This is a genomic window from Pseudomonas sp. NPDC087358 (assembly GCF_044900785.1).
Classification (GTDB): Bacteria; Pseudomonadota; Gammaproteobacteria; order Pseudomonadales; family Pseudomonadaceae; genus Aquipseudomonas.
Window position 1 is genome coordinate 206,157 of the sequence record NZ_JBJDOA010000004.1, and the last position, 24,671, is coordinate 230,827.

General features: G+C 61.9%; 22 protein-coding genes and 1 pseudogene. 5 read left to right on the forward strand and 18 right to left on the reverse strand.

From position 1 onward, the window contains the following. Positions 1 to 3: 3 nt before the first annotated feature. The 6 genes from ada to ACI2KS_RS11030 form a co-directional block, all read right to left on the reverse strand. Positions 4 to 1,125 carry a bifunctional DNA-binding transcriptional regulator/O6-methylguanine-DNA methyltransferase Ada gene (ada, locus tag ACI2KS_RS11005; RefSeq protein ID WP_404619986.1) on the reverse strand — a complete coding sequence of 374 codons (1,122 nt, stop codon included), beginning with the start codon at positions 1,123 to 1,125 and terminating at the stop codon, positions 4 to 6. Positions 1,126 to 1,209: 84 nt separating this feature from the next. Next, entirely contained in the window at positions 1,210 to 2,082 is an 873-nt protein-coding gene (gene copD, locus ACI2KS_RS11010; protein ID WP_404619988.1) for a copper homeostasis membrane protein CopD, read from the reverse strand. 4 nt (positions 2,083 to 2,086) lie between these two features. Further along, complete coding sequence (gene copC / locus ACI2KS_RS11015) at positions 2,087 to 2,473, reverse strand: copper homeostasis periplasmic binding protein CopC (protein ID WP_404619990.1); 387 nt, start codon at positions 2,471 to 2,473, stop codon at positions 2,087 to 2,089. A 139-nt stretch (positions 2,474 to 2,612) separates the two neighbouring features. Continuing rightward, entirely contained in the window at positions 2,613 to 3,398 is a 786-nt protein-coding gene (locus tag ACI2KS_RS11020) for an anti-sigma factor family protein (protein ID WP_404619992.1), read from the reverse strand. Further along, positions 3,395 to 3,892, reverse strand: a complete 498-nt coding sequence (locus ACI2KS_RS11025; protein ID WP_404619994.1) for an RNA polymerase sigma factor — start codon at positions 3,890 to 3,892, stop codon at positions 3,395 to 3,397. The genes ACI2KS_RS11020 and ACI2KS_RS11025 overlap by 4 nt, the downstream gene beginning before the upstream one ends. A gap of 72 nt (positions 3,893 to 3,964) precedes the next feature. Continuing rightward, entirely contained in the window at positions 3,965 to 4,456 is a 492-nt protein-coding gene (locus tag ACI2KS_RS11030) for a tetratricopeptide repeat protein (protein WP_404620696.1), read from the reverse strand. Positions 4,457 to 4,835: 379 nt separating this feature from the next. On the opposite strand from ACI2KS_RS11030, the pseudogene ACI2KS_RS11035 reads away from it, so the two are divergent. Then, positions 4,836 to 6,008, forward strand: a pseudogene (locus ACI2KS_RS11035) (pyridoxal phosphate-dependent aminotransferase); the annotation flags it as partial. Positions 6,009 to 6,090: 82 nt separating this feature from the next. On the opposite strand, the gene ACI2KS_RS11040 reads toward ACI2KS_RS11035, so the two are convergent. Next, entirely contained in the window at positions 6,091 to 6,714 is a 624-nt protein-coding gene (locus tag ACI2KS_RS11040; protein ID WP_404619996.1) for a TetR family transcriptional regulator C-terminal domain-containing protein, read from the reverse strand. A 664-nt stretch (positions 6,715 to 7,378) separates the two neighbouring features. Between ACI2KS_RS11040 and ACI2KS_RS11045 the strand changes: the two genes are divergently transcribed. Continuing rightward, entirely contained in the window at positions 7,379 to 8,707 is a 1,329-nt protein-coding gene (locus ACI2KS_RS11045) for an OprD family porin (protein WP_404619998.1), read from the forward strand. A 100-nt stretch (positions 8,708 to 8,807) separates the two neighbouring features. On the opposite strand, the gene ACI2KS_RS11050 is transcribed toward ACI2KS_RS11045, so the two are convergent. From ACI2KS_RS11050 to gcl, 3 genes are all read right to left on the reverse strand, one after another. Further along, on the reverse strand, positions 8,808 to 9,710 hold the full coding sequence (locus tag ACI2KS_RS11050) for a 2-hydroxy-3-oxopropionate reductase (protein ID WP_404620000.1): 903 nt from the start codon (positions 9,708 to 9,710) through the stop codon (positions 8,808 to 8,810). 153 nt (positions 9,711 to 9,863) lie between these two features. Next, the gene (gene hyi, locus ACI2KS_RS11055) at positions 9,864 to 10,646 is read right to left on the reverse strand and encodes a hydroxypyruvate isomerase (protein ID WP_404620002.1); all 783 of its coding nucleotides are present in this window, start codon (positions 10,644 to 10,646) and stop codon (positions 9,864 to 9,866) included. 26 nt (positions 10,647 to 10,672) lie between these two features. Beyond that, the gene (gene gcl, locus ACI2KS_RS11060) at positions 10,673 to 12,448 is read right to left on the reverse strand and encodes a glyoxylate carboligase (protein WP_404620004.1); all 1,776 of its coding nucleotides are present in this window, start codon (positions 12,446 to 12,448) and stop codon (positions 10,673 to 10,675) included. Between the two features lie 129 nt (positions 12,449 to 12,577). Between gcl and ACI2KS_RS11065 the strand changes: the two genes are divergently transcribed. Next, a complete protein-coding gene (locus tag ACI2KS_RS11065; RefSeq protein ID WP_404620006.1) occupies positions 12,578 to 13,486 on the forward strand; it encodes a LysR family transcriptional regulator in 909 nt (302 codons plus the stop codon). A 160-nt stretch (positions 13,487 to 13,646) separates the two neighbouring features. Here the strand turns inward: ACI2KS_RS11065 and ACI2KS_RS11070 are convergent, their stop codons facing one another. The 3 genes from ACI2KS_RS11070 to ACI2KS_RS11080 form a co-directional block, all read right to left on the reverse strand. Further along, the gene (locus ACI2KS_RS11070; protein ID WP_404620008.1) at positions 13,647 to 14,414 is read right to left on the reverse strand and encodes a 2-keto-4-pentenoate hydratase; all 768 of its coding nucleotides are present in this window, start codon (positions 14,412 to 14,414) and stop codon (positions 13,647 to 13,649) included. Between the two features lie 85 nt (positions 14,415 to 14,499). After that, positions 14,500 to 15,810 (reverse strand): MFS transporter, encoded by a 1,311-nt coding sequence (locus ACI2KS_RS11075; protein ID WP_404620010.1) that lies wholly within the window; start codon positions 15,808 to 15,810, stop codon positions 14,500 to 14,502. Between the two features lie 120 nt (positions 15,811 to 15,930). After that, positions 15,931 to 17,136, reverse strand: coding sequence for a pyridoxal-phosphate-dependent aminotransferase family protein (locus ACI2KS_RS11080; RefSeq protein WP_404620012.1), 1,206 nt, complete (start codon positions 17,134 to 17,136; stop codon positions 15,931 to 15,933). A gap of 157 nt (positions 17,137 to 17,293) precedes the next feature. Between ACI2KS_RS11080 and ACI2KS_RS11085 the strand changes: the two genes are divergently transcribed. Beyond that, positions 17,294 to 18,019 (forward strand): GntR family transcriptional regulator, encoded by a 726-nt coding sequence (locus ACI2KS_RS11085; RefSeq protein ID WP_404620014.1) that lies wholly within the window; start codon positions 17,294 to 17,296, stop codon positions 18,017 to 18,019. A gap of 48 nt (positions 18,020 to 18,067) precedes the next feature. Here the strand turns inward: ACI2KS_RS11085 and ACI2KS_RS11090 are convergent, their stop codons facing one another. Together ACI2KS_RS11090 and ACI2KS_RS11095 are read right to left on the reverse strand one after the other, a co-directional pair. Next, positions 18,068 to 18,340 carry a DUF2790 domain-containing protein gene (locus tag ACI2KS_RS11090; RefSeq protein ID WP_404620016.1) on the reverse strand — a complete coding sequence of 91 codons (273 nt, stop codon included), beginning with the start codon at positions 18,338 to 18,340 and terminating at the stop codon, positions 18,068 to 18,070. 183 nt (positions 18,341 to 18,523) lie between these two features. Beyond that, a complete protein-coding gene (locus ACI2KS_RS11095) occupies positions 18,524 to 19,210 on the reverse strand; it encodes a histidine phosphatase family protein (protein WP_404620018.1) in 687 nt (228 codons plus the stop codon). 299 nt (positions 19,211 to 19,509) lie between these two features. Between ACI2KS_RS11095 and ACI2KS_RS11100 the strand changes: the two genes are divergently transcribed. Further along, the gene (locus tag ACI2KS_RS11100) at positions 19,510 to 20,727 is read left to right on the forward strand and encodes an MFS transporter (protein ID WP_404620020.1); all 1,218 of its coding nucleotides are present in this window, start codon (positions 19,510 to 19,512) and stop codon (positions 20,725 to 20,727) included. Between the two features lie 6 nt (positions 20,728 to 20,733). On the opposite strand, the gene ACI2KS_RS11105 is transcribed toward ACI2KS_RS11100, so the two are convergent. The 3 genes from ACI2KS_RS11105 to ACI2KS_RS11115 all read right to left on the reverse strand — a co-directional run bounded on the left by ACI2KS_RS11105 (position 20,734) and on the right by ACI2KS_RS11115 (position 24,421). Next, the gene (locus ACI2KS_RS11105; RefSeq protein WP_404620022.1) at positions 20,734 to 21,804 is read right to left on the reverse strand and encodes an ABC transporter ATP-binding protein; all 1,071 of its coding nucleotides are present in this window, start codon (positions 21,802 to 21,804) and stop codon (positions 20,734 to 20,736) included. After that, positions 21,801 to 23,315 (reverse strand): ABC transporter permease, encoded by a 1,515-nt coding sequence (locus ACI2KS_RS11110; RefSeq protein WP_404620698.1) that lies wholly within the window; start codon positions 23,313 to 23,315, stop codon positions 21,801 to 21,803. Before ACI2KS_RS11110 ends, ACI2KS_RS11105 begins: the two co-directional genes overlap by 4 nt. 98 nt (positions 23,316 to 23,413) lie before the next feature. Beyond that, entirely contained in the window at positions 23,414 to 24,421 is a 1,008-nt protein-coding gene (locus ACI2KS_RS11115) for an iron ABC transporter substrate-binding protein (protein ID WP_404620024.1), read from the reverse strand. Positions 24,422 to 24,671: the final 250 nt, after the last annotated feature.

Sequence of the window (24,671 nt, forward strand, 5' to 3'; positions counted from 1 at the left end):
CTGTCACCGTTTCTCAAGCGCCAAGCTGTAACAGGCATTTGCCTGGCCCTCGCGGTCGAGCAACTGACGTTTGCGCTCGGCGCCCCATCGGTAACCCGACAAGCCGCCGTCGCTGCGGACCACGCGATGGCAGGGGATGGCCACTGCCAGGCTGTTGGCGCCGCAGGCCTGGGCCACCGCCCGGAAAGATGTCGGGGCGCCGATACGCTGGGCGATCTGCGCGTAGCTGGCGGTGCTGCCCGGCGGGATCTGCGCCAGCGCCTGCCAGACGCGCTGTTGAAACGCCGTGCCCTGCAAGTCCAGCGGCAGGGCCAGACCCAGCCCCGGCGCTTCGATAAAACCGATGACCTGAGCGATCAGTTGCTCGAACTGCGCATCGCCACCGATCAGTGTGGCGTTATGGAATTTATCCTGCAGATCCTCGACCAGTTGGTTAGGGTCATCGCCGAGCAGGATCGCGCAGACGCCACGCAAGCTCTGTGCGACCAGGATCGAGCCCAGAAAGCATTCGCCCACGGCAAAGTGGATGGCCGTGTTGGCGCCGCCCTTGCGATAGTCCGAAGGTTTCATGCCCAGCAACCGTTGGCTGCTCTCATAGAAGCGGCTATTGGAATTGAACCCCGCCTCGTACATCGCCTCGGTGATGGTGCCGGCTGCAGCCTCAGGCTCTGCCAGTCGGCTGCGTATCCTGTCGCCCCGGTGAGCGCTGGCCCAGGCTTTGGGCGTCAGCCCGGTGACCGCTTTGAACACGCGATGAAAGTGCCACGGACTCATGCCCGAGTGTTGCGCCAGTTGTTTCAGGCCCGGTGGCTGCTCGGCCTGGGTGATCTGTCGGCAGGCGCGCTCGACCAGCGCGGCATGCTGCCCGGCGAGGTGGGCCTGGTCGGCCGCTGCGCGTTTGCTCGGTCGATAACCCGCCGCTTCGGCTTGCGCGGCCGTGTCGAAAAACACCACGTTCTCCGGGCGTGGCAGGCGCGACACGCTGCCTGGTCTGCAATAGATACCGGTGGTGAGCACGGCATAGACGAATGGCCGCTCACCGCCCGGATCGCGGGCCACGACCGCCGCCCAGCGTGGGTCGTGCTCGATGCTTGGCGCTGTCACGCCGACTTTATTGCGGCCCATGGCCCGATCACCTCTGAAAATCCCTGTCGTGCCACAGGTTAGCGCCTGTGCCGCGCGGCGAAACTCCGAGTCTTGCGTTCAAATTCAGTTGAGCATCGGCGGCAGGGTGCCGAGCAGCGACACCGCCGCCAGCGCAGCGCCGCCGAACCCGCACTCCAACAGCACGCAGGCTCGCAACAGCGGCATATGCAGCGTCGCAGCACGGGCAAGGCTGCGATTGACCGCCGCCAGCGCCAGCATGCACAGCACCATCGCCACCTTGACGCTGAGCACCAGGCCAAAACCGCTGAGCGCCGGTTCAGGCCAGACGCCGCCGCTCAACGCGCGCACGTTGATCATGCCGGTGACTATGATCAACGCGACCAGGCCGTAGCCGATGCCGCTGAAGCGCGTGAGGACGCCGCGAACGTCCACGGCATGCGCGCCAGTGAGCACCACCGCGAGCATGACCAGGCCGCCGAGCCAGGTGCCAACGGCCAGCAAGTGGAGCATCTGGTTGAGGATCAGTAGCTGGCCCCGAATCCCGTCATACATGGCGCCGTGGCCTACGGGAGCCAGGGTCAGTAGCAGCAATGCACAGAGCAGCAGCATCAGCCGCGGCACGGTCCGCAGGCCCCGCGGTAACAGCAACAATGCCAGCAGGTTGAGGGCCAGATGGATGATCCAGACATGGCCGAAAAACGTGTGGGCCAGCACCGTGCCAATCGTCTGTGCGTCCATCGCGTCGCGCCACTGGCCGGCCATGTTCGCCGCAGTCAGCAGCAGCCAGCCGGTCGCGCTGAGCAACGCCACGCCGGCCAGCCACACCGACCCACGATCGAGCCGCGCGCCGGTGGTGCTGGCGTCAAGGGCCTGCAGCGACGAGCGGAACAGAACGTGACGAATCAGGCCGATACCCAACAGCAGCAAGACGGCGCCGAAATGCACGAACCGGCACGCAATCAATCCCTCCTGCATGGTGTTACGGCGTCACCTTGAAGTGGTAAACGCCTTCGCTCTTATGGGTGTCCACCGACACTGCGTGCCATTGGACCTTGTACTTGCCCGGCACCAGCGGCACAGCCGGGATGACGATCAACACCTTTTTATCGGAGGGGTCGGTCGCCACGCTCTGGGTCTGGATGACTTCCGTGCTATCGCCGGGGCCATCGAGGCTGATCGCGACCTTGGTGAATTTCTCCTCCACGCCTTCGGAGAAGTTCAGGCGCAGCTCCTTGGGCGTCGCGACTTCGCTGTCAGCGGCAGGCAGCTGGGTTTCCAGGTGGGCATGAGCAAACACCGCAGTGGTGGTCAGGCAGGCCAGCAGAGACAGGCAGGAGAGGGCAAGCTTTACGCGGTGGGCAGACATCAAAGGTACCTCTGGTTTTGCGGCAGCGTTTTGCAGCAACGTTCATGGTCGAAATCGGCACTGGCCGATTCCCGGCAAATGCGAGCGCTACTAGACCAGAAAGTATCCTCGGACTCCAGTTAATAACCGCATCGGTGTCTCAGGCCGGCAGGGCTTTTTGCGCGCTGCGGGCCATGATTTGCAGGTCTTCGAAGGGGTTATGACCGATCAACATGAAGGCATGGGCCAAGTTGGACCAGTACACCACGTTCAGGCCCATGCGCTGCTCGCTGGCCAGCGCCGCGGCGCCGCTGCTCTGGGCTGTGATGCACAGGGCCAAGGGGCCGTGGCGCGCATCCAGATACGTGAGTTGGCCGATCAGCACGCCTTCGTAATCGAGAATCTGCGCCCGGCGAAATTCGGCGCCAGGCAGGCTCACGGCGCCCGGCGACAGCGGCAGGCCAAGCTGTGCGCCGACCAGGCTCAACTGCGCGGCGTGGGACTGGGCATCGGGGCTCAGGTTTTCCAGGGTCTGCGGTGTGTAGAGCGCCATGTACTGGGCGACCGATGCACGCCAGCCCTGCGGCGATTGCGCGCTGTGCCAGCGGATGAACAGCCGGTCTGCGGCAATGCCGGCAACCACCAGGCTGGCCGCCGAGGCCAGCAATCTACGGCGGCTCAGGGTCGACCGTTGCGGCAGCACTGCCGGTGGCAGTGCGTCGAGCATGGCTTGCAGGCGCTCGGTGGGTGCATCGTCCAACACCGAGTCGAAAGCCTTGCGAAATGGCAGATCCTCGCCCTTCAGTTGATTCAGGCGCGCGGCCACCGCTACCTCGGTGCGCAGCAGTTGATCGACCCAGCGGCGCTGTTCGCGATCAAGCTCGCCGTCCAGATAGGCCACCAGCAGTTCGTCCGACGGTGCTGAGGGTGCATTGTTTTGAGTCATCGCCGTCCTCCTGTGGTTTTATCCGACATGGCGCGGGGGGCAGCCGTTTGCGCCAGCTTCAGGCGAGCCGCAGCCAGACGGCTCATCACTGTCCCGACCGGGATATGCAGGATTTCGGCGGTTTCTTTGTACGAAAGCCCCTCGACGTAGGTCAGAAACACCGTTTCACGCTGCGCTTCGGGGAGGGCATTGACGCGTTTGATGACCTGCGCCGCCAATACCTGGTCCTGGGCCAGGCTCTCGCCGTCAAACGACAGTGCCTGTTCGGCATCGACAAACCCCTGGCCCTGGCGCACCCGCTGCGCGCGAATTTCGTTCAGCCAGATGGAGTGCATGATCGCCATCAGCCAGCGGTCCAGCCGGGTGCCCGGCGTGAACTGCTGGGCACGCTCAAGTGCGCGTACGCAGGTCGCCTGCACCAGATCGTCAGCCAGGTGTGTTTGTCGGGACAGCACCAGGCCGTAGCGCCACAAACGCGGCAACAGCTGACCCAACTCGCTGCGAAACTCAGCGTCTCTGACGATAGCGGCCTCCGGATTTCGCGTTCATCGCCTGTGAACTCGCACTCAGGTCTGCGGCGCTGCGGCAATGGCGTCCGCCAGATCTTCGTACTCTTCGCAGGTGGTGCTGCACAGTGCTTTGATCTTCACCAGTTGCTCCTGGGCCAGATCCACACGCCCTTTGATGACGTACGCCTCGCCCAGGTATTCGCGCACCTGGGCGTAGTTGGGGTCCAGTGCCACGGACTTGAGGTAATAACCGATGCCTTCATCGGTGCGGCCGAGTTTGCGCGTCGCATAGCCACGATAGTTCAAGGCCTTGGCGGTGTCCGGATTGTTCAAGGTGTCCAGCAATGACAGCGCCTCCTGGTAACGGCCATCCTTTGCCAGGCGATAGGCGTAGTCGGTGCGATCGGTGTCCGACGTCGCCTTGCTGGTCTGCATTGCGCATTTGCCGGTCTTGCTGTCCCAGACCTGGCCCTTGGGGCAATTGGGCTTGGCTGGCGCGGATTCGTCACCCGATGCGCGGGCCTGGCCTGCCATCAACGCGAGGGCCATGCAGGCGCCGTGGAACAAGGTGGTTCGGTAACCAGCAGCAGAGCGACGGTTGTTCATGGTTGGAAGGTTCCATGGTGATCGGATGGGGCACCGCATTGCGGCGGTGGATAGGCACGGGCGTCGATACATTCGTGAGCGTCTGAGTAATGAACACCTGAGCCGCAGCGTTTATTCGACAGGCAGCAGAGGATTTTTCCCAGCGACCAATGACGCGTTGCCTGACATTGTGGCGCGCAGCCATTGCTCACGCAGGAGAAGCGTTAAAGACCGATCTGCGCGCTATTGAACGAGTGTTCAGTTTGAACTATGTTGACCCTCCACCGGATGTCGCAGGTCTGTCTGTGACGCTCCGTCATTTCCGTTTTGCAGAGGCCAAGGCATGCGTTTTTCACCGTTCGTCGAGCGAATTTCCGGCCACGGCGTGGCTGCCTGGGATATCCATCATGCGGCCTTCGAAGCCCAGCGAGATGGCCAGGACGTGATCATTCTGAGCATCGGCGATCCGGATTTCGCCACGCCCGATTTCATTACCGACGCCGCGATCCGCGCACTGCGCGCCGGCGACACGCATTACGCAGACATTCCTGGACGACCCAGGCTGCGCCAGGCCATCGCCGAGCGTTATCGGGCAAAACTCGGTCGCGCGGTCACGGCGGACAACGTCATTGCTGTCGCCGGAGCGCAGAACGCCTTGTTCGTGGCGTCCCTGTGTCTACTGCAGGCAGGGGACGAAGTGGTTGTCCTCGATCCGATGTATGTCACCTATGAAGCGACGCTCAGGGCATCCGGCGCCACGCTGGTGCGAGCGACCTGTGACGCCGATTCGGGTTTTCGTCTGAGCCCGCACGCGCTCACCAGCGTCATCACCGACCGTACCCGGGCGATTTTTCTCTCCAACCCCAACAACCCGACAGGGGTGGTGCTCGATCGCGAGGAGTTGCAGATCATTGCCGATCTGGCCGTCGCCCATGACCTCTGGGTGGTGGTCGATGAGGTCTACGAAAGCCTTTGCTACGAGCGCGAGCATGAAAGCCTGGCCAGTCTGCCGGGCATGGAGACGCGTTGCGTGGTCATCGGCAGCCTGTCCAAGTCGCATGCCATGACCGGTTGGCGGATGGGCTGGATGGTCGCCGACGCCGAGTTGATTGGCCATGCCGAAAACCTGGCACTGAGCATGTTGTATGGCTTGCCCGGCTTCGTCATGGAGGGGGCGCTGGCTGCGGTTCTGGCGCACGATCAGGTGACCGGCGGGATGCGCGACCTCTATCGGCGGCGCCGCGACCTGGTGGTTGCGCGGTTGAGCGATTGCCCGGGCCTTGCAGTGCTCAAGCCTGATGCCGGCATGTTTGTGCTGGTGGATGTACGCGGCACCGGCCTTGGTTCGCTGGAATTTGCCTGGCGGTTGTTTCGCGAGGCGGGCGTGTCGGTGCTCGATGCCGCAGCCTTTGGCGAGCCGGCCCAGGGCTTCGTGCGGCTGTCGTTCACCCTGGGGGAAGACCAACTGGCTCAGGCCTGCGAGCGGATCGTGGGGTTTGTGAAGGGGCTCGATGGGCCGACGCTCAAGTGTAATGCGCTGTAGATCGCCGCTCTTTCGCGGCACGGTTGGCTGCCGGCAGCGTCAGTCAGTCAGTCAGTCAGTCGCTGAATGCGCCACGACGTAATCCATTGACCCAGCGGCGGCAGATCAGCAGGCCGTTGTCGGCGCTGAAGGTGGCCGGGTTCAGGCACCATTCCAGCCACAGTCCATCAAGCATGGCCGACAGGCCGATCGCCGCCAACGGGGCGTCATCCAGGGCAAAGCCTTCCTCTGCGGCGAGCGCGACGAGCAATCGTTCGACCAGGCTGCGATAGGCACCGTAGCCTTTTTCGTGCGCATCGTTCACGCAGGGGGAATGACGGATCAGGCTCCAGAACACCACCCACACACTCAGCAGGGCCGGGTCCAGCACGCGGGAGGAGAACGAACCTACGAGGAACGCGTCCAGCCGATCGGCGGCCGATTGCGCCTTGTCCACTTCCAGCTGCAGCGAGTGTGTGAGGTCCAGCGAAAGCTTCTGATACGCCTCGGCGACCAGCGCATCGATGCCGCCGAAATGATGGTTGAGCAAACCGACCGACACTCCGGCCTGCCTGGCGATACGGCGCACCGAGATACCCGCATGGCCAGCATCGGCCAGGCACTTGAGTGCCGCAGCGACGAGCAGGTCACGACGTTCGTCAGGTTCAGCGCGACGAAATTTGCGGCCATCGGATTCCACGCAAGCTCCAGCAGACAATGAGACAGGCGTGCAGATTAATTGAACGATCGTTCAGTGGCTACCGATGTTCGGTAATACGAGGTCTGCATGACCGGCATAATTGCCTGATTCTGCCATTGGCAAAATGAGCAACTAAGGGATTATTGCGCAGTGCTGGCTGGATTAACCGGATAGTGCAAGCAACATGAAGAAAGTTTTAATAAAAAAAGCCACCGCACTGACGTGGGGTGGCTAAAAAGTCTTACCAAAGGAATGATGAAGTGGAGCAGGATTCGATGACCTGATGCTGCGGATTCATCAGGCCCTTGAGTCGTGTTCTTCATCGCCGACAACGGTAACACTGCTTGGATGAATTGAACTATTACGATAATCGATAGTGACTATCACGTCCCATTCATGAACCGCTGGGCGGAAAAATGCTAAAAGTTTTTTCGGTCAGGGGAGCACACCCTGCGGAAACTGAAGCGTCATGCGCTTGAATACAGAATAAAGAAATGGGCCCAAAGCCTGTCGTCTTACCGTGAGTTTCAATGACGGTGTTGATCTATTTAGCTCATCTGCCACAGCGCGTATTCCACCGTTTCGAACTTTGCCTGAATCAGGAAGATGCCCTGTATTTCGGCGCGTGCGAAACGTTGGGCCTTAATTGAGACAGGGGAAAACAATGACGTTTGTGAAATGGAACCTCGTGACGCTCGCGGTTTCGCTGGGCGTGAGTCAACTGGCAACGGCAGGGGTGGTCGGCGACCAATCAGAAGCCAAGGGTTTTGTCGAAGACAGCAGCCTCACGGTTCATCTCAAAAACTATTACTTCAATCGCGATGGCAAGAATGGCGGCGGTGACCGCAAGGACTGGACCCAGGGCGTGCTGGGTAATTTCAGCTCCGGTTTCACTCAAGGCACGGTCGGATTTGGGGTCGACGCCTACGGGTACTGGGGCATCAAGCTCGACGGCGGCGCCGGCACCGCAGGCACTGGCAACTTGCCGGTTGACCGCCATGGCGATCCACAAGACCAATACGGCACCGCAGGCGGTGCGATCAAAATGCGCATCTCCAAGACTGAACTGCGCTATGGCGACCTGATGCCGACCGCGCCGGTGTTCGGCGCAGGCGGTTCACGACTGTTCCCGCAAACGGCAACCGGGTTTAACCTGCTGAGCAGCGACATTGCCGGGCTGGAACTCGATGGCGGTCACTTCACCGGCGGTAACGGTCCGGTCACCACCGATCACGACCATGACATCTATGCCTCTTATGCCGGTGTAACGGCATCGAGTATCGATTACGCAGGTGGCAAGTACGCGTTCAATGACAATCTGACGGCGAGCCTGTACGGCTCCAACCTCAAGGATGTCTGGGACCAGTACTACGGCAATATCAACTTCACCCAGGCCATCACCGGTGATCAGTCGGTCAACTTCGACTTCAACATCTATCGCACCAATGACGCAGGCTCCGCCAAAGCCGGTGATATCAGTAACACCACCTGGTCGCTGGCAGCCGCTTACTCATTCCTCACCGCTCACACGATCACCCTGGCTTATCAGAAAGTTCATGGCGATACACCGTTCGACTACGTGGCCTTCGGGATTAACGGCCCAGGCGATACCGCGGACTCGATCTTCCTCGCCAACTCCGTTCAATATTCGGACTTCAACGGGCCGGGCGAAAAATCCTGGCAGGCGCGTTATGACTTGAACATGGCCAGCTATGGCGTGCCTGGCCTTAGTTTCATGGCGCGCTATATCACCGGTGACGACATCGACGGTTCGCACATGCCTTCCAACAGCACTTACGTCAACTATGGCTATGGTGAGGACGGCAAGCACCACGAAACCGATCTGGAAGCCAAGTACGTGGTTCAGTCCGGTCCGGTGAAAAACCTGGCGCTGCGCATGCGCCAGTCGTTCCACCGCGCCAACGCCGATCAGGCCGAAGGGGATAACAACGAACTGCGTCTGATCGCCGATTACCCGATCAACGTGTTCTGATCCCGGGCTGTGGCTCCACGCTGAAAACAGACACGGCTTGCCGGCGGTGAGGTCTTCAAGATCGCCACCGCCGGCAAGCCGTGCTGCTACAGACGTCAGATCAATCCGGTTGGTGATCACCGCGGATCGAGAAGTTGGACATGTGCTCCAGCCCCTTGATCAGCCCCGAGTGGTCCCAGCCGCTGCCACCCAGTGCCGCGCAGGTGCTGAACACCTGTTGCGCGTTCGCCGTATTGGGCAGGTTAAGGCCCAATTCGCGTGCGCCTTCGAGCGCCAGATTCAAATCCTTCTGATGCAGGGAAATGCGGAAGCCAGGGTTGAATGTGCCCTTGATCATGCGTTCGCCATGGACTTCAAGAATCTTCGACGAGGCAAAGCCGCCCATCAAGGCTTCACGCACCTTGGCCGGGTCTGCGCCGTTTTTCGAAGCGAACAGCAGCGCCTCGGCCACCGCCTGAATATTCAGGGCGACGATGATCTGGTTGGCTACCTTGGCGGTCTGGCCATCACCGTTGCCGCCCACCAGCGTGATGTTCTTGCCCATGGTCTGGAACAGCGGCAGGGCGCGATCAAACGTACCCTGATTACCGCCGACCATGATGCTCAGGGTGGCCGCCTTGGCACCGACCTCACCACCGGAGACAGGAGCATCGAGGTATTGCGCGCCGGTGGCGCTGATCTTTTCGGCGAAGGCTTTGGTGGCTGACGGCGAGATCGAGCTCATGTCGATCACCACCTTGCCAGCGCCCGTGCCTTCACTGAGGCCATTGTCGCCAAACAGCACCTCGTTGACCTGCGGGGTGTCGGGCAGCATGACGATGATGAACTCGGCTTCCTGGGCCACTTCACGCGGGTTGCCCAGCACCGTGGCACCGCCCTCGACCAGTGAAGCGGGAGGCGCGGTGAAGTGCCTGGAGAGAATCAGTTGATGACCTGCTTTTTGCAGGTTTTCTGCCATGGGCAGGCCCATGATGCCGGTGCCGATGAATCCGATGTTAGCCATGAGAGGTTCCTTTTTTGTTAGAGAGGCGAACGCGGTGTAGGTGTTCGCTGAATTCTGTCGTTGCTGCAATCCTGCTTTGATTCTGCCCGGAGGCCGTGGGAGCCGCCGGGGGGTTGCCAGGGCCTCCGGGCAGAAGCAGATTTGCATAGGCTCTTAGATCAGGTTATGGGTCTTCAACCAGCCCAGGCCTGCTTCGGTGGTGGTCAGCGGCTTGTATTCACAGCCGATCCAGCCCCGATAGCCCAACTTGTCCAGGTGCCCGAACAGAAAGCCGTAGTTGATTTCACCGGTGCCCGGTTCGTGCCGCCCAGGGTTGTCAGCCAGTTGCACATGACGGATCACCGGCAGGTTTTTTTCGAGGGTGCGGGCCAGGTCGCCCTCCATGATCTGCATGTGGTAGATGTCGTACTGCAGCGACAGGTTGCGGCTGCCGACCTTGTCCCGGATGGCCAGGGCCTGGGCCGTGGTGTTCAGGTAGAAGCCCGGGATGTCCAGGGTGTTGATCATCTCCATCACCAGATCGATACCCTGGGCCTGCAGCCGGTCGGCGGCGTACTTGAGGTTGTCGACGAAGGTCTTCTCGATCAGCGCATCATCGAAACCCTGCGGCTTGATGCCGGCCAGGCAGTTGATCTGGGTATTGCCCAGCACCTTGGCGTAGGCAATCGCCAGGTCGACCCCGGCGTAGAACTCCTCGACCCGGTCCGGGTGGCAGGCGATGCCGCGCTCGCCCTTGGCCCAGTCCCCGGCCGGCAGGTTGAACAGCACCTGGGTCAGGCCGTTGGCGTCCAGTTCGGACTTGATCTGTGCCGAACTGAAGTCGTACGGGAACAGGTACTCGACGCCGCTGAAACCGGCGTTGGCGGCCGCTCCGAAGCGTTGCAGAAAGTCCACCTCGGTGAACAGCATGGACAGGTTGGCGCATAAACGTGGCATGGCAGACTCCTGGTTGTGGTCGGCGATCAATCCAGCAGACTGATGGCGGTAGGGGCGTCGGCACGGTTTTCGGCCAGCGATTCGAATTCGTTGATCGCGTTGATCTCAGTGCCCATGGCGATGTTGGTTACCCGCTCCAGGATGATCTCGACCACCACCGGCACGCGGTGCTGCTGCATCAGGCTGGTGGCCTCGGCGAACGCTGCCTGGATATGCGCCGGATCGGTGACCCGGATCGCCTTGCAGCCCAGACCTTCGGCCACTGCCACGTGGTCCACGCCATAGCCTTCGAGCTCCGGCGCGTTGATGTTGTCGAACGCCAGCTGCACGCAGTAGTCGATGTCGAAATTGCGCTGCGCCTGACGGATCAGGCCCAGGTAAGAGTTGTTCACCACCACGTGGATGTACGGCAGCTTGAACTGCGCGCCGACCGCCAGTTCTTCGATCATGAACTGGAAGTCGTAGTCGCCGGACAGCGCGACGACCTGGCGCGCCGGGTCGGCCTTGGCCACGCCCAGCGCTGCCGGAATGGTCCACCCCAGGGGGCCTGCCTGGCCACAGTTGATCCAGTGGCGCGGCTTGTAGACGTGGAGGAACTGTGCCCCGGCGATCTGCGACAGGCCGATGGTGCTGATGTAGCAGGTGTCCTTGCCAAAGTACTGGTTCATTTCCTCGTAGACGCGTTGCGGCTTGACCGGGATGTCTTCGTAGTGGGTCTTGCGCTGCATCGTGCGCTTGCGTTCCTGGCAGCTGGCAAGCCAGGTGCTGCGGTTCTTGAGCTTGCCTGCGGTGTGCCATTCACGCGCCACTTCAAGGAACATCGCAAGGGCAGCACCGGCGTCGGAGACGATGCCCAGATCCGGGGTCAGCACGCGGCCGATCTGCGTCGGCTCGATGTCGACGTGAATGAACTTGCGGCCCTCGCTGTACACCGACACCGTGCCGGTATGACGGTTGGCCCAGCGGTTGCCGATGCCCAGCACCATGTCGGACTCGAGCATCGTCGCGTTGCCGTAACGATGGGAGGTCTGCAAGCCGACCATGCCGGCCATTTGCGGGTGATCGTCGGGGATCGTGCCCCAGCCCATCAACGTCGGGATGACCGGGATGCCGGTCAGCTCGGCGAACTCCACCAGTGCCTCAGAGGCGTCGGCATTGATGATGCCGCCACCGGCGACGATCAACGGCCGTTCCGAAGCGTTGAGCATCGCCAGGGCCTTTTCCACCTGGTTGCGGCTGGCTTGCGGCTTGATCACCGGCAGCGGTTCGTAGGCGTCGATATCGAATTCGATCTCGGCCATCTGCACATCGAATGGCAGGTCGATCAGCACCGGGCCCGGACGGCCGCTGCGCATCAGCTGGAAGGCTTTCTGGAACACGTAAGGCACCTGGCCCGGTTCCATGACGGTAGTCGCCCATTTGGCGACGGGGGCTGCGATGCTGGCGATGTCGACCGCCTGGAAATCTTCCTTGTGCATACGCGCACGTGGCGCTTGCCCGGTGATGCACAGGATCGGGATCGAGTCGGCAGAGGCCGAATACAGACCGGTGATCATGTCGGTGCCGGCCGGGCCGGACGTACCGATGCAGACACCGATGTTGCCGGCGATGGCGCGGGTGTAACCCTCGGCCATGTGTGAGGCGCCTTCGACGTGGCGCGCCAGCACGTGGTCGATGCCGCCCAGTTTCTTGAATGCGGCGTACAGCGGGTTGATGGCAGCGCCGGGGATACCGAAAGCGGTATCGACCCCTTCGCGACGCATCACCAGAACGGCGGCTTCGATGGCTCTCATGATGGTCATTTGTTAGTCTCCTCGACTCGATAGTTTTTGTACGTAGCTTTATTGTTTTTCTACGTAAGCAGCCTGATTTGATTCGCATGTTTTGTGAATGGCTGTTTTTATCCGTTCTATCGGTATCAGGAGTATCGAATGGACCGTTATACGGAATTGCGCAGCTATGTCCTGGTGGCCAGCCGCGGCAGTTTTGCCGCCGCAGCGCTGGTGGAGGGCGTGACGCCGGTGATCATGGGACGGCGCCTCAGCGCGCTGGAGGAGCGCCTGGGGGTGAAGCTGATCCACCGGTCCACCCGTGGCCTGACCCTGACCGATGCCGGCGAGTCGTATCTGGAAAACGCCAAGCTGGTCCTGCAATCGTTCGACGAGCTGGACGCCAGCATCAGCGAAAACGAAAGCAGCGTACGCGGGCATCTGGTGGTCTCGGCGCCTGCCGGGTTCGGGCGCCAGCATGTGGCGCCTCATGCGCCTGAGTTTCAGGCGCGCTTCCCGGACCTGCAGCTGTCGTTCAACCTGACCGACAACGTGGTCGATCTGGTGCGCGAGGGTTACGACATGAGCATCCGCATTGGTGAAGTGCTCGACCCCAACTATGTGGCCATCAGGCTGTACGCCAACAAGCGCGTGGTCTGCGGCTCGCCGCACTATTTCGCCGAACACGGCCTGCCGCAGACTTTGGAAGATCTTGCCGAGCACAACTGCCTGACCTTCAACCTGCAGGGTGGCCAGCACCGCGGCTGGACCTTCCAGCGCGACGGCAAGCCGGTGGCGATCAAAGTCGCGGGCAATCTTTACTGCAACGACGGCGAGCTGCTGTATGACTGGGCGATTCGCGGCCTGGGCCTGTGCTGGCGATCGACCTGGGAGATCCAGAACGAGATCGAATGCGGCGCGCTAGTGACCGTGCTGGACGATTTCGCGCTGCCCAGCTACGACATTCAGGGGGTGTACCCGCAGCAGCATTACCTGCCGGCCAAGGTGCGGTTTTTCATCGCATTTCTCAAGGAGGTGTACAACCGCCCGGGGTACTGGAAGCAGGGCTGAGCTGGACGCCGGTTTGCCCTCGAGCCCCTGTGGGAGTGAGCTTGCTCGCGACAAGCGTGCAGACGATGCGCTTGGCTGGTCGAACGCCATCGCGAGCGAGCTCACTGCTACAGGATCGTACCCGCCCGGCAACCGGCGCAGCGCCGCGAACCGTTCAGGCTCAGATCAGCTCCATTTCGATCGGCGGCAGGCCACGTATTTCGCCCTGCGCCAGTCCCGGCCCCTTGGTCAGGTACATGCCGGTGTAGGAACCTGTAGTAATCACCAGGTCGGGCGTCACGCTCTGACCGTTCTGCGTGTGGTGATTGACCACCCACGCCAGCAAACGACGCGGGTCGCCGGCTGGATTAGCGCCGTCGCCGGGCACGATGTCTTCGCCGGCATAGGTGAAGCTCAGCGCCGGTTCGATGAACGGGAAGTTTTCGTCGTACGGCACAAACTCGCCGACGATCAACGCACCATGGTTGAGCAGATCGCCCAGTGCCAACAGTGGCTCGATCTTTGGCCAGGCGGCAAAGCGGCTGGAAACCACCTCGATGGTGGTGCCCATGTGGCCGATGCTGGCGCGCACTTCTTCATCGGAGTACGGCTCATCCCGTGGGGTGAACGCGCGATTGAGGCGAAAGGCGATTTCCAGTTCGAGTATCGGCGAGGGGTAATCGGCGTATTCCACCTGGCTGCCGCTGGCAAACAAGCCGTCTTCAGGCAGCAGTGCGCCATTGATCGGACCGCCGCTGGTGGATTTGGAACCCACCTTCCAGCCGCCGACCGTGGTATCGCGCAGGCGCAGGATTTCCCGTTGCAGGGCATAGGCACTGGCGGCATCGGCAGGCACGTATTCGGGAACGATTTCGGTGAGTTTTTGACCGGCGGCCATGGCGTCGACGATCAACTGGGCAACGTTCGCTGGGTGAGACGGATGATTCACGCGGGACTTCCTTCATGCAATTGAATGGAAAGCGCTGCGCAGCCGATAACTGTCGAGCCGCGCAGCCAGCACCTCTACTCTAACCTCATTTGCTCACGACAACGGAGGGCGATGGCTGTCTGGCGTCGTTCGCCGCCACGGCGCTGGCCTCTGCCGGGCTTTCGAACTTGTGTTCAGGCTTCATGCGCAACGCCAGCACCACGCCGATCGCCATCAGCAGCATGCTGCCGGCAAAGGGCAGGTCCCAGCTGCCGTAGCGGTCAATCAGATAGCCTGAAACCACGGGCGAGAGAATCGCTGCTGCCGCCGAACCGGTGCTCATGATGCCGCTGGCGGTGCCGCTGAACTCCGGCGCGATGTCCATCGGGATCGCCCACATCGGGCCGATGGTCATTTCGGCGAAGAAGAACCCACCCGCCAGGCAAACCATCGACAGATAGGCGTTGTGGCCGAACATCACCGGCACCAGACATGCCAGGGTCAGGAACATGCAGATCGATACCATCCAGCTGCGCGAGCGCTCCAGGCATTTAGTCTTGATCAGCAGACGGTCGGTGATCAGCCCGCCAAGGGTGTCGCCGATCACGCCGGCGAGGAACACCGCCGAGGCGAAAATCGCCGATTTCTTCAGGTCCATGTTGTAGCTGTGCAGAAAGTATTGAGGGATCCACGACAGAAACAGCCACAAGGTCCAGCCATAGCAGAAGTAGACGATGGTCACCGGGAACATGCGTTTGAACAGGGCTTTCCACGGCACTTTCGGCGCCTTGCCCTTGGGTGGCGGCAGCAGCGCCAGTTCGGCCTGGGTGATGTGCGGGTGATCCTTGGGATGCTCGGTGAAGACGAAAGCCCAGAGCACCACCCAGACCAGGCTGATCGCACCGCAGACGAAGAACGCCGCGCGCCAGCTGTAGGCGGCCATGATCGCCACCACGGCCGCGGGTGCGACGGCGTTGCCGATGCGTGCCGCCGAGTGGGTGATGCCTTGGGCGAAGCCGCGTTTTTCCTTGGCCACCCAGCGCGACATCGCAGCGGTGGCGGCGGGGAAGGTGGCGCCTTCTCCAAGGCCCAGCAGCAGGCGCGCGGCGAGCAGTGAAAACAGCCCGCCGGCAAAACCTGTGAGCACCGTCGCCACGCCCCACAGGGCACCGCAGACAATCAAGGTGCGACGCGCGCCGTATTTGTCGCTGATCCAGCCGCCGATGACCTGAAACACCAGGTACGGATAGGCGAAGGCAGAGAACACCAGGCCGATTTGGGTGTTGGACAGGCCGAATTCGGCGCCGAATCCGGAGGCTGCGGTGCTGACGTTGACGCGATCAAGGTAGGTGATGAAATACATGACGCAGAGCATGAGTAACACCATGCTCGTCGGACGCAGACGAAACAGTTTCATGACGCTATCTCCAGTTTCTTATTGTTCGCACCAGCCGGTGCGTGAGTCGGGATAGGACAGGAGCAGGTACAAGCTTCGTGCTTCAGGCGGCAGGCAGGTGCCGCCCGAAAGGTGGCAGGGTCATCGCTGAAATGGCACTTTCTGCGAACCGATGAAGTCCATGGCGGCTGCGACCCCGCTGCCATTGAGTTTGACCCCGGCCAGCTGCAGGCCCATCTCGCAGCCGGCCAGTGTCGCCATCAGCGTCAGGTCGTTGCAGTCGCCCAGGTGGCCGATGCGGAACATGCGACCTTTCATCTTGCCAAGGCCGGTGCCCAGCGACATGTCGAAGCGCTCGTAAATGACCTTGCGCACCTGGTCGGCATCAATGCCTTCGGGGGTCATGACGCCGGTCAGCACCGGGCTGTAGACCGCAGGATCAGCGCACTGGATCGGCAGGCCCCAGGCATTGACGGCGGCGCGGCAGGCCTGGGCCAGGCGGTGATGGCGAGCGAAGACGTTGTCCAGGCCTTCGCCCAGGATCATGTCCAGCGCTTCGGACAATCCGTACAGCAGATTGGTGTTGGGGGTGTACGGCCAGTAGCCGGTCTTGTTCATCTCGATGATGTCGTCCCACGCCCAGAAACTGCGCGGCAAACGTGCTGATTTGCTGGCGGCGACAGCCTTGGGCGAGACCGCGTTGAAGCTGATCCCCGGGGGCAGCATCAGGCCTTTCTGCGAGCCGGACACCGTCACGTCCACGCCCCATTCGTCATGCCGATAGTCTGCCGAGGCGAGCCCGGAAATGGTGTCGACCAGCAGCAGAGCAGGGTGGCCGGCCGCATCGATGGCCTTGCGCACCGAAGCGATGTCGGAGGTGACGCCGGTGCTGGTTTCGTTGTGCACCACGCACACTGCCTTGATGCTGTGGCCGGGATCGTTGCGCAGCCGCTCCTCGATCTTGCTGGCATCCACGCCGTAGCGCCAACCTTCGATCCCGGGCAGGCCCAGGAATTCGGGCTCGATCCCCAGGCTCTCGGCCATTTTCTTCCACAGCGTGGCGAAATGGCCGGTCTCGAACATCAGCACCTTGTCACCCGCGCTCAGGGTGTTGCACAGCGCGGCCTCCCAGGCACCGGTCCCGGACGCGGGATAGATGATCACCGGTTGGGTGGTCTTGAAAATCTGCTGGATCCCGGCCAGCACCTTGAGCCCCAGCTCGGCGAACTCCGGGCCGCGGTGGTCGATGGTGGGGTAACTCATGGCGCGCAGGATGCGATCCGGGACCGGGCTAGGCCCGGGGATTTGCAGGAAATGACGGCCGGCAGGGTGGAAATCGAGTTTCATGATGGTGCGCCTCTGTTTTTGTATTTTGAATGCAAAATACATTAGCAGCGCATTTGGCTTCGTCAAATCATTGCTGAAAATAAACCCAGGCACCGATTTTCCGGCGCAGAGCCTGGATTTTTGTCTTAGTATCCAGGCATTACAGTGAGGACTTTGTATGCAAGATTCAGAACTCTCGATGACCAGCGAAGGTGTGAAGCAGTTGCCCAGGCTTGCGCGTCAGCGCCTGCACGACACCGTGATAGAGCATCTGCGCAGCTTTATCATCGAGGGCACGCTGGGGGCGGGTACCAAGCTCAACGAGCGAGAGCTGTGTGAAACCCTGGGCATTTCCCGCACGCCATTGCGCGAAGCATTGAAGGTGCTGGCGGCCGAGGGGCTGATCGAAATCTCGCCCAATCGTGGGGCCAGCGTGGCTCGTATGTCCGAGCTGGAGATTCGCGAAGCGTTCGAGCTGATGAGCGGTCTTGAAGCCTTCGCTGGAGAGTTGGCCTGCGAGCGCATCACCGCTGACGAGCTGGATGAAATCAAGGCGCTGCATTACGCCATGGTGGTGTGCAAGAACCAGAATGACCTGCCCGGTTATTACCAGCGCAACCGGGCGATTCACGACATGATCAATCTGGCGGCGCGCAATTCGGCACTGCGTCAGACCTATATGGCCTTGAACTGGCGAATCCAGGCCCTGCGTTTTCGCTCCAACCTGCAGACACCGAAGTGGGACCGCGCAGTACATGATCACGAGCAGATGATCCAGGCGCTGGAGGCGCGTGACGGCAAGCGCTTGAGCGCAATCCTGCGCCAGCATCTGCTGGCCAAGCGCGATGCGCTGATGCTGATGGTCGGCCAGGACGACGAGCACCCAGGGTCGGTCAGACGCTGAGAGCAGTCAGGTCAAGCGAAACGCGATTGTTGCGGCGACGTCTGCCTTTCAACCACTCTGGCAGCCGTCACCCAGGCGGGTGTATTGAAGCTTGTGGCTGACACCTTTGCTGTCCACGTATTCCATGTGTGCCGTGACCGGGCCGCATGGGTTGGCTGCATTGTTGGCGTTGGTGATGCGGACCACTTTAGCGATGTCCAGGTCCTGGGAGTAATCGTAGGGGGCCTCGCTGGCTGTCTCGGTCGGGGAGACAACCGGGTTGTCCTGGGCCGATGCAAACAGACTGATCATCGATAATGCGGCAAACACTGCAGTTTTCATGGCGCGCTCCAACGTATCCCAAGTGCAAGCGACAGGGCGACGGGCTTGCTGATAGCGCCATTCTAGGTTCTACGTCTGTCTGCCTTGAAATCCCCTCTGTCGATAGGCGTCATCATTGCCCATGATGCGTGGCGCACGCGGCCAGTTGCGACACACGCAGGTGCCGGTGTGCTGGGGAATGCGTCAGTTCTGACGACCGGATGTCGACTGCCTGGCCAGCTTTGGCCAGTCCTCCATGTTGGCGATGCCTACGACCTTCAGCACGCCATTGGCGGTGATCCAGACAAACAGTGAGCTGTTGTACTCGCTGGCCCCGGCATGTTTATAGCCAGACTGTTTTTCAAAGTCGCTGATACATCCGCTGTGGGTCACCAGAATCAGATTGCGCTGGGCGTGTTTGTGCGCCACGACCTCGTGGCGCATCGTTGGCCCGCAGTCGGCCAGCCACTGCTCGGTCACAGTCTCCTTGTCGAACAGGTATTGCGCCGTCTGTGCAGTCCGTGTGATCGGGCTGCTGAGCACGTCGGTGTTGCCAAGACCCAGGCCCAGGTACTGCAGACCGAGTTGGTGCGATTCACTGCTGCCCAGCCGGGTGATTCCGTCCGCCGGGCCCAGGCATGGATTGCTGGAGCGATCACAGCGTTCGGCGTGGCGGATCAGCACCACCAGTTCACCTTGCTGCCAATGCTCCATCAGGCTGAGGGCGTCCTTCGATTGCGGATTGGCCAGCTCCAGCTTCGCCGGGGTAGCAGGCCAGAGGATGAAACCCATGGTCATGATAATCATCGCCGCCGCACCCGACTTGAGCAGGCGGGACGGATATTTACCCTGATTCTTGAACAGCGCGCGCCACAGACTCGAACCCAACATGAAGATCACCTGAAACAGACCGCACCGGGAACACAGGCGGACAGCGCATTGCGTCCGCTGCTCAAATGTCATGAGCGGTAAGGTAATGGTGAGCAAGTAGCGGGCGGGTGAACGGGCTGTGAAAAAAATGCGCGAATGGATTTACCCGTGCCTTTGCCTGGCAATGTCCGAAGGCGACTGGCCAGCGAGCAACATGAACGGGTATTCCTCTTTGGAATCCTGGGCATAAAAAACATGAATTTTATTTATCGGAAAAGTCGTTCTACCGTGTGCCAATCATCAACAGACACGGAGTTCAAATGAACGCAACAGCGCCGGCTGCCATCGTCGACGAGCACTGGAAGCGCAACCTTGCGGTTTGTGTGCTGGGATCGTTCACCACCATTATCGCCATGACCTTGCTGCTGCCGTTCCTGCCGCTGTACGTCGAGCATCTGGGGGTCAGCGACCCCGCGGCAATCGTGCAATGGTCTGGCGTGGCGTTCGGCGCGACCTTTCTATCGGCCGCGTTTACCGCGCCTTTGTGGGGGCGGCTGGGCGATCGTTATGGGCGCAAATTGATGCTGATTCGCGCAAGCCTGGGCATGGCCATCGCCATGTCGCTGATCGGTCTGGCGGAAAACATCTATCAGCTGGTCGGCCTGCGTCTGCTCGCGGGTCTGCTGGGCGGATACGCATCGGGAGCGACGATCCTGGTCGCCACCCAGACACCCAGGGAGCGCTCGGGCTGGGCGCTGGGCATGTTGTCATCGGGGATCATGGCCGGCAATCTCGCCGGGCCCTTGATTGGCGGTCTGTTACCGCCGCTGATCGGCATCCGCAACACCTTCTTTCTGGCGGGTGGGGTGATCTTCCTGACCTTCCTGGCCACGCTGTTGCTGATGAAAGAGGCCCCGCGCCCCAAGCGCGCCGCCGGGGCTGCGAAACCGGCAACGGTGCGAGCCTGGGCGGTGATCCCCGACAAGAAGCCGGTGATCATCATGTTCGTGGTGGCCAGTCTGGTGATGTTCTCGATCATGTCCATCGAGCCGATCATCACCGTTTACCTGCAGCAGCTGCACACCCGGAACGTGACGCTGATGGCCGGCGTGGTGATGTCGGCCACGGCCCTGGCCAGCGTGCTGTCGGCGTCGCGGATCGGCAAACTGGCCGACCGCATCGGGCACTGGAAGGTGGTGACTGGCTGCCTCGGCGTCGCCGCCGTGCTGTTGATCCCGCAGGCGTTCGTCAGCAACGAGTGGCAGCTGGTGGGGCTGCGGTTTCTGATGGGCATTGCCCTGGGAGGCCTGTTGCCGTGCATCGCCGCGATCATTCGCCATTCTGTGCCGGACATCGTCGCCGGGCGCATGCTCGGTTATTCCACCTCCAGCCAGTACGTCGGCCAGGTGTTGGGGCCCTTGACCGGCGGGTTTCTGGGCGGGCACTTCGGCATGCCCATCGTGTTCATCGTCACCTGCGTGTTAATGGCCGGCTGTGCGCTGGCGATGCTGCTGATGCGACCGCTGAGCACCGGCTGAAGACGCTTACAGGACGTGGGCCTCGCCTGCGGTGGACAGCCTGACCATGCTGCCCAGGGCCGGGATGTTGATGCCGGGGTTGCGCACGTTCAGGGTGCGGTGGGCAATAAGTTCACCGCTGGCGGTGGTCCTGGCGGCCAGCTCCAGGGTCAGAATGCACGAGCCCCCGGCAAAATCGATGTCCGTGACCCGCCCGACACTGCTGTGTGCAGGGTCGTGCAGCTGGTCTAGGGCGCTGACGGTCAGTTGTTCGGGCCGCAACAGAATCTGCGCGGCACCTTGTCGGCGCGGTTCGACCACGGGCACCTCGCCCAGCTCGCACGTGGCGATATCACCTTCGACCCAGGCGGGCAGGACGATGGCATCGCCCAGAAACACGGCGGTCTGTTCATCCACCGGGTGGCGATACAACTGCATCGGTGATCCGGCCTGGATCAACCTGCCCTGACGCATCACCGCCAATTGATCGGCAAACGACAGCGCTTCGGCCTGGTCATGGGTGACCAGAATCGTGGTGATGCCAGCATCCGACAAGAGTTTGCTCACCGCCTTGCGCATGCTGCTACGCAGCCCCGTGTCCAGTGCCGAGAAAGGCTCGTCCAGCAGCATGATGGCCGGGTTTTGTGCCAGTGCCCGGGCCAGCGCCACGCGTTGCTGCTGGCCGCCCGACAACTCATGGGGCCAGCGTTGGCCCATGGAGGCATCCAGAGCGACCATGTCCATCAGCTCGGCGATGCGCTGGCGTTTGGCTGTGCGATCCCCCGCCAGGCCAAAACCGATGTTGGCCGCCACCGACAAGTGCGGGAACAGTGCGCCGTCCTGCGGCACGTAGCCGATATTGCGTTGGTGCGCGGCCACCTCACGGGCGTCATCCACCAGCCACTGGCCGTGCATGGCGATGCGCCCGCTGTCGGGGAACTCGAAGCCTGCGATCATCCGCAACAGCGTGGTCTTGCCAGAGCCCGACGGCCCGACGATGGCCGTGCGGCTGCCCGCCGGGATCGACAGGCTGACGTTGTCCAGGGCAATCACATTGCCAAAGGATTTGTGAAGGGCATGCAACTCTAGAGCGTTCATCGGCCCGCCGTGCGTTTGGATTGGTGGTAGAGAAGGGCAGTCAGCGGTAGCGACAGCAGTACCATGATCAAGGCATAGGGCGCGGCAGCGGCGTAGTCGATCTCGCTGGTCATGGCCCAGAAACCGGTGGCCAGGGTACGCGTGCCGCTCGGGGCAAGGAGCAAAGTGGCCGTCAGCTCATTGGTGATCGCCAGAAACACCAGCGCCGCGCCTGCCGCTGCGCTTGGGGCGGCCAGTCGCAGGGTGATCAGCCACAGCGCCTGCAGCGGCGAGCGGCCCAGGCTGCGGGCGATGTTCTCAAGCTCCACCGGCGCCTGGGCGATACCGGCGCGCAGGCTGACCAGCGCGCGCGGCAGGAACATCAGCAGATACGCCAGCAGTACCGTGATCGCGGTCTGATAGATCGGTCGTGCGACCTTGATGGTGACGGTCACCAGCGCCAGCGCGACGACAATCCCCGGCAGCGAACTGCTGATGTAGTTGCAACTTTCCAGCAACCGGTTGAAGCGCCCGGGCGAGCGGATCGACAACCAGGCGATGGGAAACGCCGCGGCGGTGATCAGCACGGCCCCGACCGATGCCAGCAGCAGGGTCTGCTGCAGGGCATCGAGCAAACCGTCCTGCTCCCACACCTCCCGGCCGCCGGCAACCAGCCAGCGTGCCAGGGTTATCAAGGGCACGCCCAAGGCCAGCAGGCTCGCCGACAGCGGCAGCAGCAGGCACAGCAGTGTGGCAACCCGGGACAGGCGCCGCAGCTGCGGTTGGCGGGCGCTGCCCGAACCCACCCGGGCATACCGCGCGTTGCCTCGGGCCGCGGACTCCAGGGTCAGCAGTGAAAGACACAGCAGCGCCAGCACCCCGGCCAGCATGTTCGCCGCCGGGCCGTTAAAGGACGATTGAAACTGATCGAAGATGGCTGTGGTAAAGGTATCGAAACGGATCATCGCAAACAGTCCGTACTCGGCCAGCAAGTGCAGACCGATCAGCAATGAGCCGCCACACAGGGCCAGGCGCAACTGCGGCAGGACCACCCGAAAGAACACCGCCAGCGGTTTGAGCCCCAGCGATTGACCCACGTCTTCGATGGCCGGATCCAGCCGCCTCAGGGTGGCCGCGACCGGCAAATACAGGAACGGAAAATAGGCCAGCACCGACACCAGCACCGCTGCCGGCAGGCCATGCAGCGCAGGCACCAGGCTGACCCAGGCGTAACTGTGAACGAACGCCGGTACGGCAATGGGCGCGGTCGCCAGCAACGACCACAGGCGACGTCCCGGCAGATCGCTGCGTTCGGTCAGCCAGGCCAGCGCTACCGACAGCGCAATGCACAACGGCAGGGTGATCAGCACCAGCATCAGGGTGTTGAGCAACAGCTCCGCAACCCGGGGCCGAAACACCAGCTGCACGATGCTGCCCCAACCGCTCTGCACCGCGATAAAGATCACAAACCCCAGCGGCAGCAGAGACAACAGCGAAATCACCAGCGAGCTGCCACTGATCCACAGCGCCAGTCGCCGGCCACGGTTGCGCCGGCGTGATGCTGCCGGGGCGGACGAACCGACCCCGGCAGCCTTTGCAGCGGATGTAGAGAAAGGCTCCAGTTGCACGATTACAGCAGCCCGGCCTGAGTCATCAACTCCACGACCTTCTTGCTGTCGAGCTTCGAGGCGTCAACCGCCGGGGCGTCGAGTTCGACCAGCGGCACCAGTTTGGCATTGGACTCGGCGCCTTGACCGACCGCGTACTCGAACGACTTGCCGTTCTTGAGTTCGGCCTGGCCTTGCTTGCCGGTGATCCACTTGATCAGCGCCTGGGCCTGCTCCGGATGCTTGCTGGAGGCCAGTACGCCGCCACCGGAGATACTGACGAAGGCGCCGGGGTCCTTGTGCTTGAAGTAATGCAGGGCGGTGTCCTTGCTATTTTCGCCGGTCTTGGCCTGATCGACGAAGCTGTAGTAGTGGAAAATCACCCCGCTTTCGATCTGCCCGGCGTTGACCGCCTTGAGCACCGCGCTGTTGCCGCGATAAGCCGTGAAGTTGGCTTTCATGCCCTTGAGCCAGGCAAGCGTTGCGGCCTCGCCTTTGAGCGCCAGCATGCCACCGACAATCGCCTGGAAGTCAGCACCGGCCGGCGACGCCGCCCAACGGCCTTTCCAGCCTGGATCGGCCAGCTCGAGGATCGACTTGGGCAGTGTGTCCTGACTCAGTTTGTCCTTGTTGTAGACGAACACCGTCGAGCGCGCGGCGATGCCGACCCAGTTGCCATGCGCCGGACGATAGGCCGAGGCCACCTGGGACAACGTGGTCGGAGCAATCGGGGCGAACAGACCGGCGTTGTCCACCAGCACCATCGAAGGGGAGTTCTCGGTCAGAAACACATCGGCCGGCGATGCCTTGCCTTCCTGGACGATCTGGTTGGCCATTTCACTGTCATCGCCATTGCGCAACGTGACCTTGATCCCGGTGTCCTTGCTGAAACCCTCGACCCAGGCTTTGGTCAGGCCTTCATGTTGAGCGTTGTACACCACAATGCCGTCGTCGGCGTAGGCGCCAGCACTGGCGCAGGCCATGGCGGCAAACAGAGCGGCTTTCACGAAGGTGGGTCGGTGCAGGGGCATGTTGTTATTTCCCGAAAGAGAGGGGGGCGAGACGTCGGCGCAAAGATGCCTGACGCCCAAGCAAAGAGCAGTGAATGTAGGTCCGCTTCATCAATGCGAATCATTAGCGCATGAGAGGGAATGGCAAATTAGAAGCACTCACGAGAAAAATTCGTTAAAACGGCGTGCACGTCTCGTTAAACCGAGCCTCGAATCACACCCGTGGCGCTGGAGTGGTCAGGGCGCCAGCGGGACCGCCAGCCTCTGGGCA

What these genes read in the sequence shown, in the direction of transcription:
- ada (WP_404619986.1), bottom strand. Translation starts at nt 1,125, where the DNA reads ATGGGCCGCAATAAAGTCGGCGTGACAGCGCCAAGCATCGAGCACGAC.
- copD (WP_404619988.1), bottom strand. Translation starts at nt 2,082, where the DNA reads ATGCAGGAGGGATTGATTGCGTGCCGGTTCGTGCATTTCGGCGCCGTC.
- copC (WP_404619990.1), bottom strand. Translation starts at nt 2,473, where the DNA reads ATGTCTGCCCACCGCGTAAAGCTTGCCCTCTCCTGCCTGTCTCTGCTG.
- ACI2KS_RS11020 (WP_404619992.1), bottom strand. Translation starts at nt 3,398, where the DNA reads ATGACTCAAAACAATGCACCCTCAGCACCGTCGGACGAACTGCTGGTG.
- ACI2KS_RS11030 (WP_404620696.1), bottom strand. Translation starts at nt 4,456, where the DNA reads ATGGCCCTCGCGTTGATGGCAGGCCAGGCCCGCGCATCGGGTGACGAA.
- ACI2KS_RS11045 (WP_404619998.1), top strand. Translation starts at nt 7,379, where the DNA reads ATGACGTTTGTGAAATGGAACCTCGTGACGCTCGCGGTTTCGCTGGGC.
- ACI2KS_RS11050 (WP_404620000.1), bottom strand. Translation starts at nt 9,710, where the DNA reads ATGGCTAACATCGGATTCATCGGCACCGGCATCATGGGCCTGCCCATG.
- hyi (WP_404620002.1), bottom strand. Translation starts at nt 10,646, where the DNA reads ATGCCACGTTTATGCGCCAACCTGTCCATGCTGTTCACCGAGGTGGAC.
- gcl (WP_404620004.1), bottom strand. Translation starts at nt 12,448, where the DNA reads ATGACCATCATGAGAGCCATCGAAGCCGCCGTTCTGGTGATGCGTCGC.
- ACI2KS_RS11065 (WP_404620006.1), top strand. Translation starts at nt 12,578, where the DNA reads ATGGACCGTTATACGGAATTGCGCAGCTATGTCCTGGTGGCCAGCCGC.
- ACI2KS_RS11075 (WP_404620010.1), bottom strand. Translation starts at nt 15,810, where the DNA reads ATGAAACTGTTTCGTCTGCGTCCGACGAGCATGGTGTTACTCATGCTC.
- ACI2KS_RS11080 (WP_404620012.1), bottom strand. Translation starts at nt 17,136, where the DNA reads ATGAAACTCGATTTCCACCCTGCCGGCCGTCATTTCCTGCAAATCCCC.
- ACI2KS_RS11085 (WP_404620014.1), top strand. Translation starts at nt 17,294, where the DNA reads ATGCAAGATTCAGAACTCTCGATGACCAGCGAAGGTGTGAAGCAGTTG.
- ACI2KS_RS11090 (WP_404620016.1), bottom strand. Translation starts at nt 18,340, where the DNA reads ATGAAAACTGCAGTGTTTGCCGCATTATCGATGATCAGTCTGTTTGCA.
- ACI2KS_RS11095 (WP_404620018.1), bottom strand. Translation starts at nt 19,210, where the DNA reads ATGTTGGGTTCGAGTCTGTGGCGCGCGCTGTTCAAGAATCAGGGTAAA.
- ACI2KS_RS11100 (WP_404620020.1), top strand. Translation starts at nt 19,510, where the DNA reads ATGAACGCAACAGCGCCGGCTGCCATCGTCGACGAGCACTGGAAGCGC.
- ACI2KS_RS11105 (WP_404620022.1), bottom strand. Translation starts at nt 21,804, where the DNA reads ATGAACGCTCTAGAGTTGCATGCCCTTCACAAATCCTTTGGCAATGTG.
- ACI2KS_RS11115 (WP_404620024.1), bottom strand. Translation starts at nt 24,421, where the DNA reads ATGCCCCTGCACCGACCCACCTTCGTGAAAGCCGCTCTGTTTGCCGCC.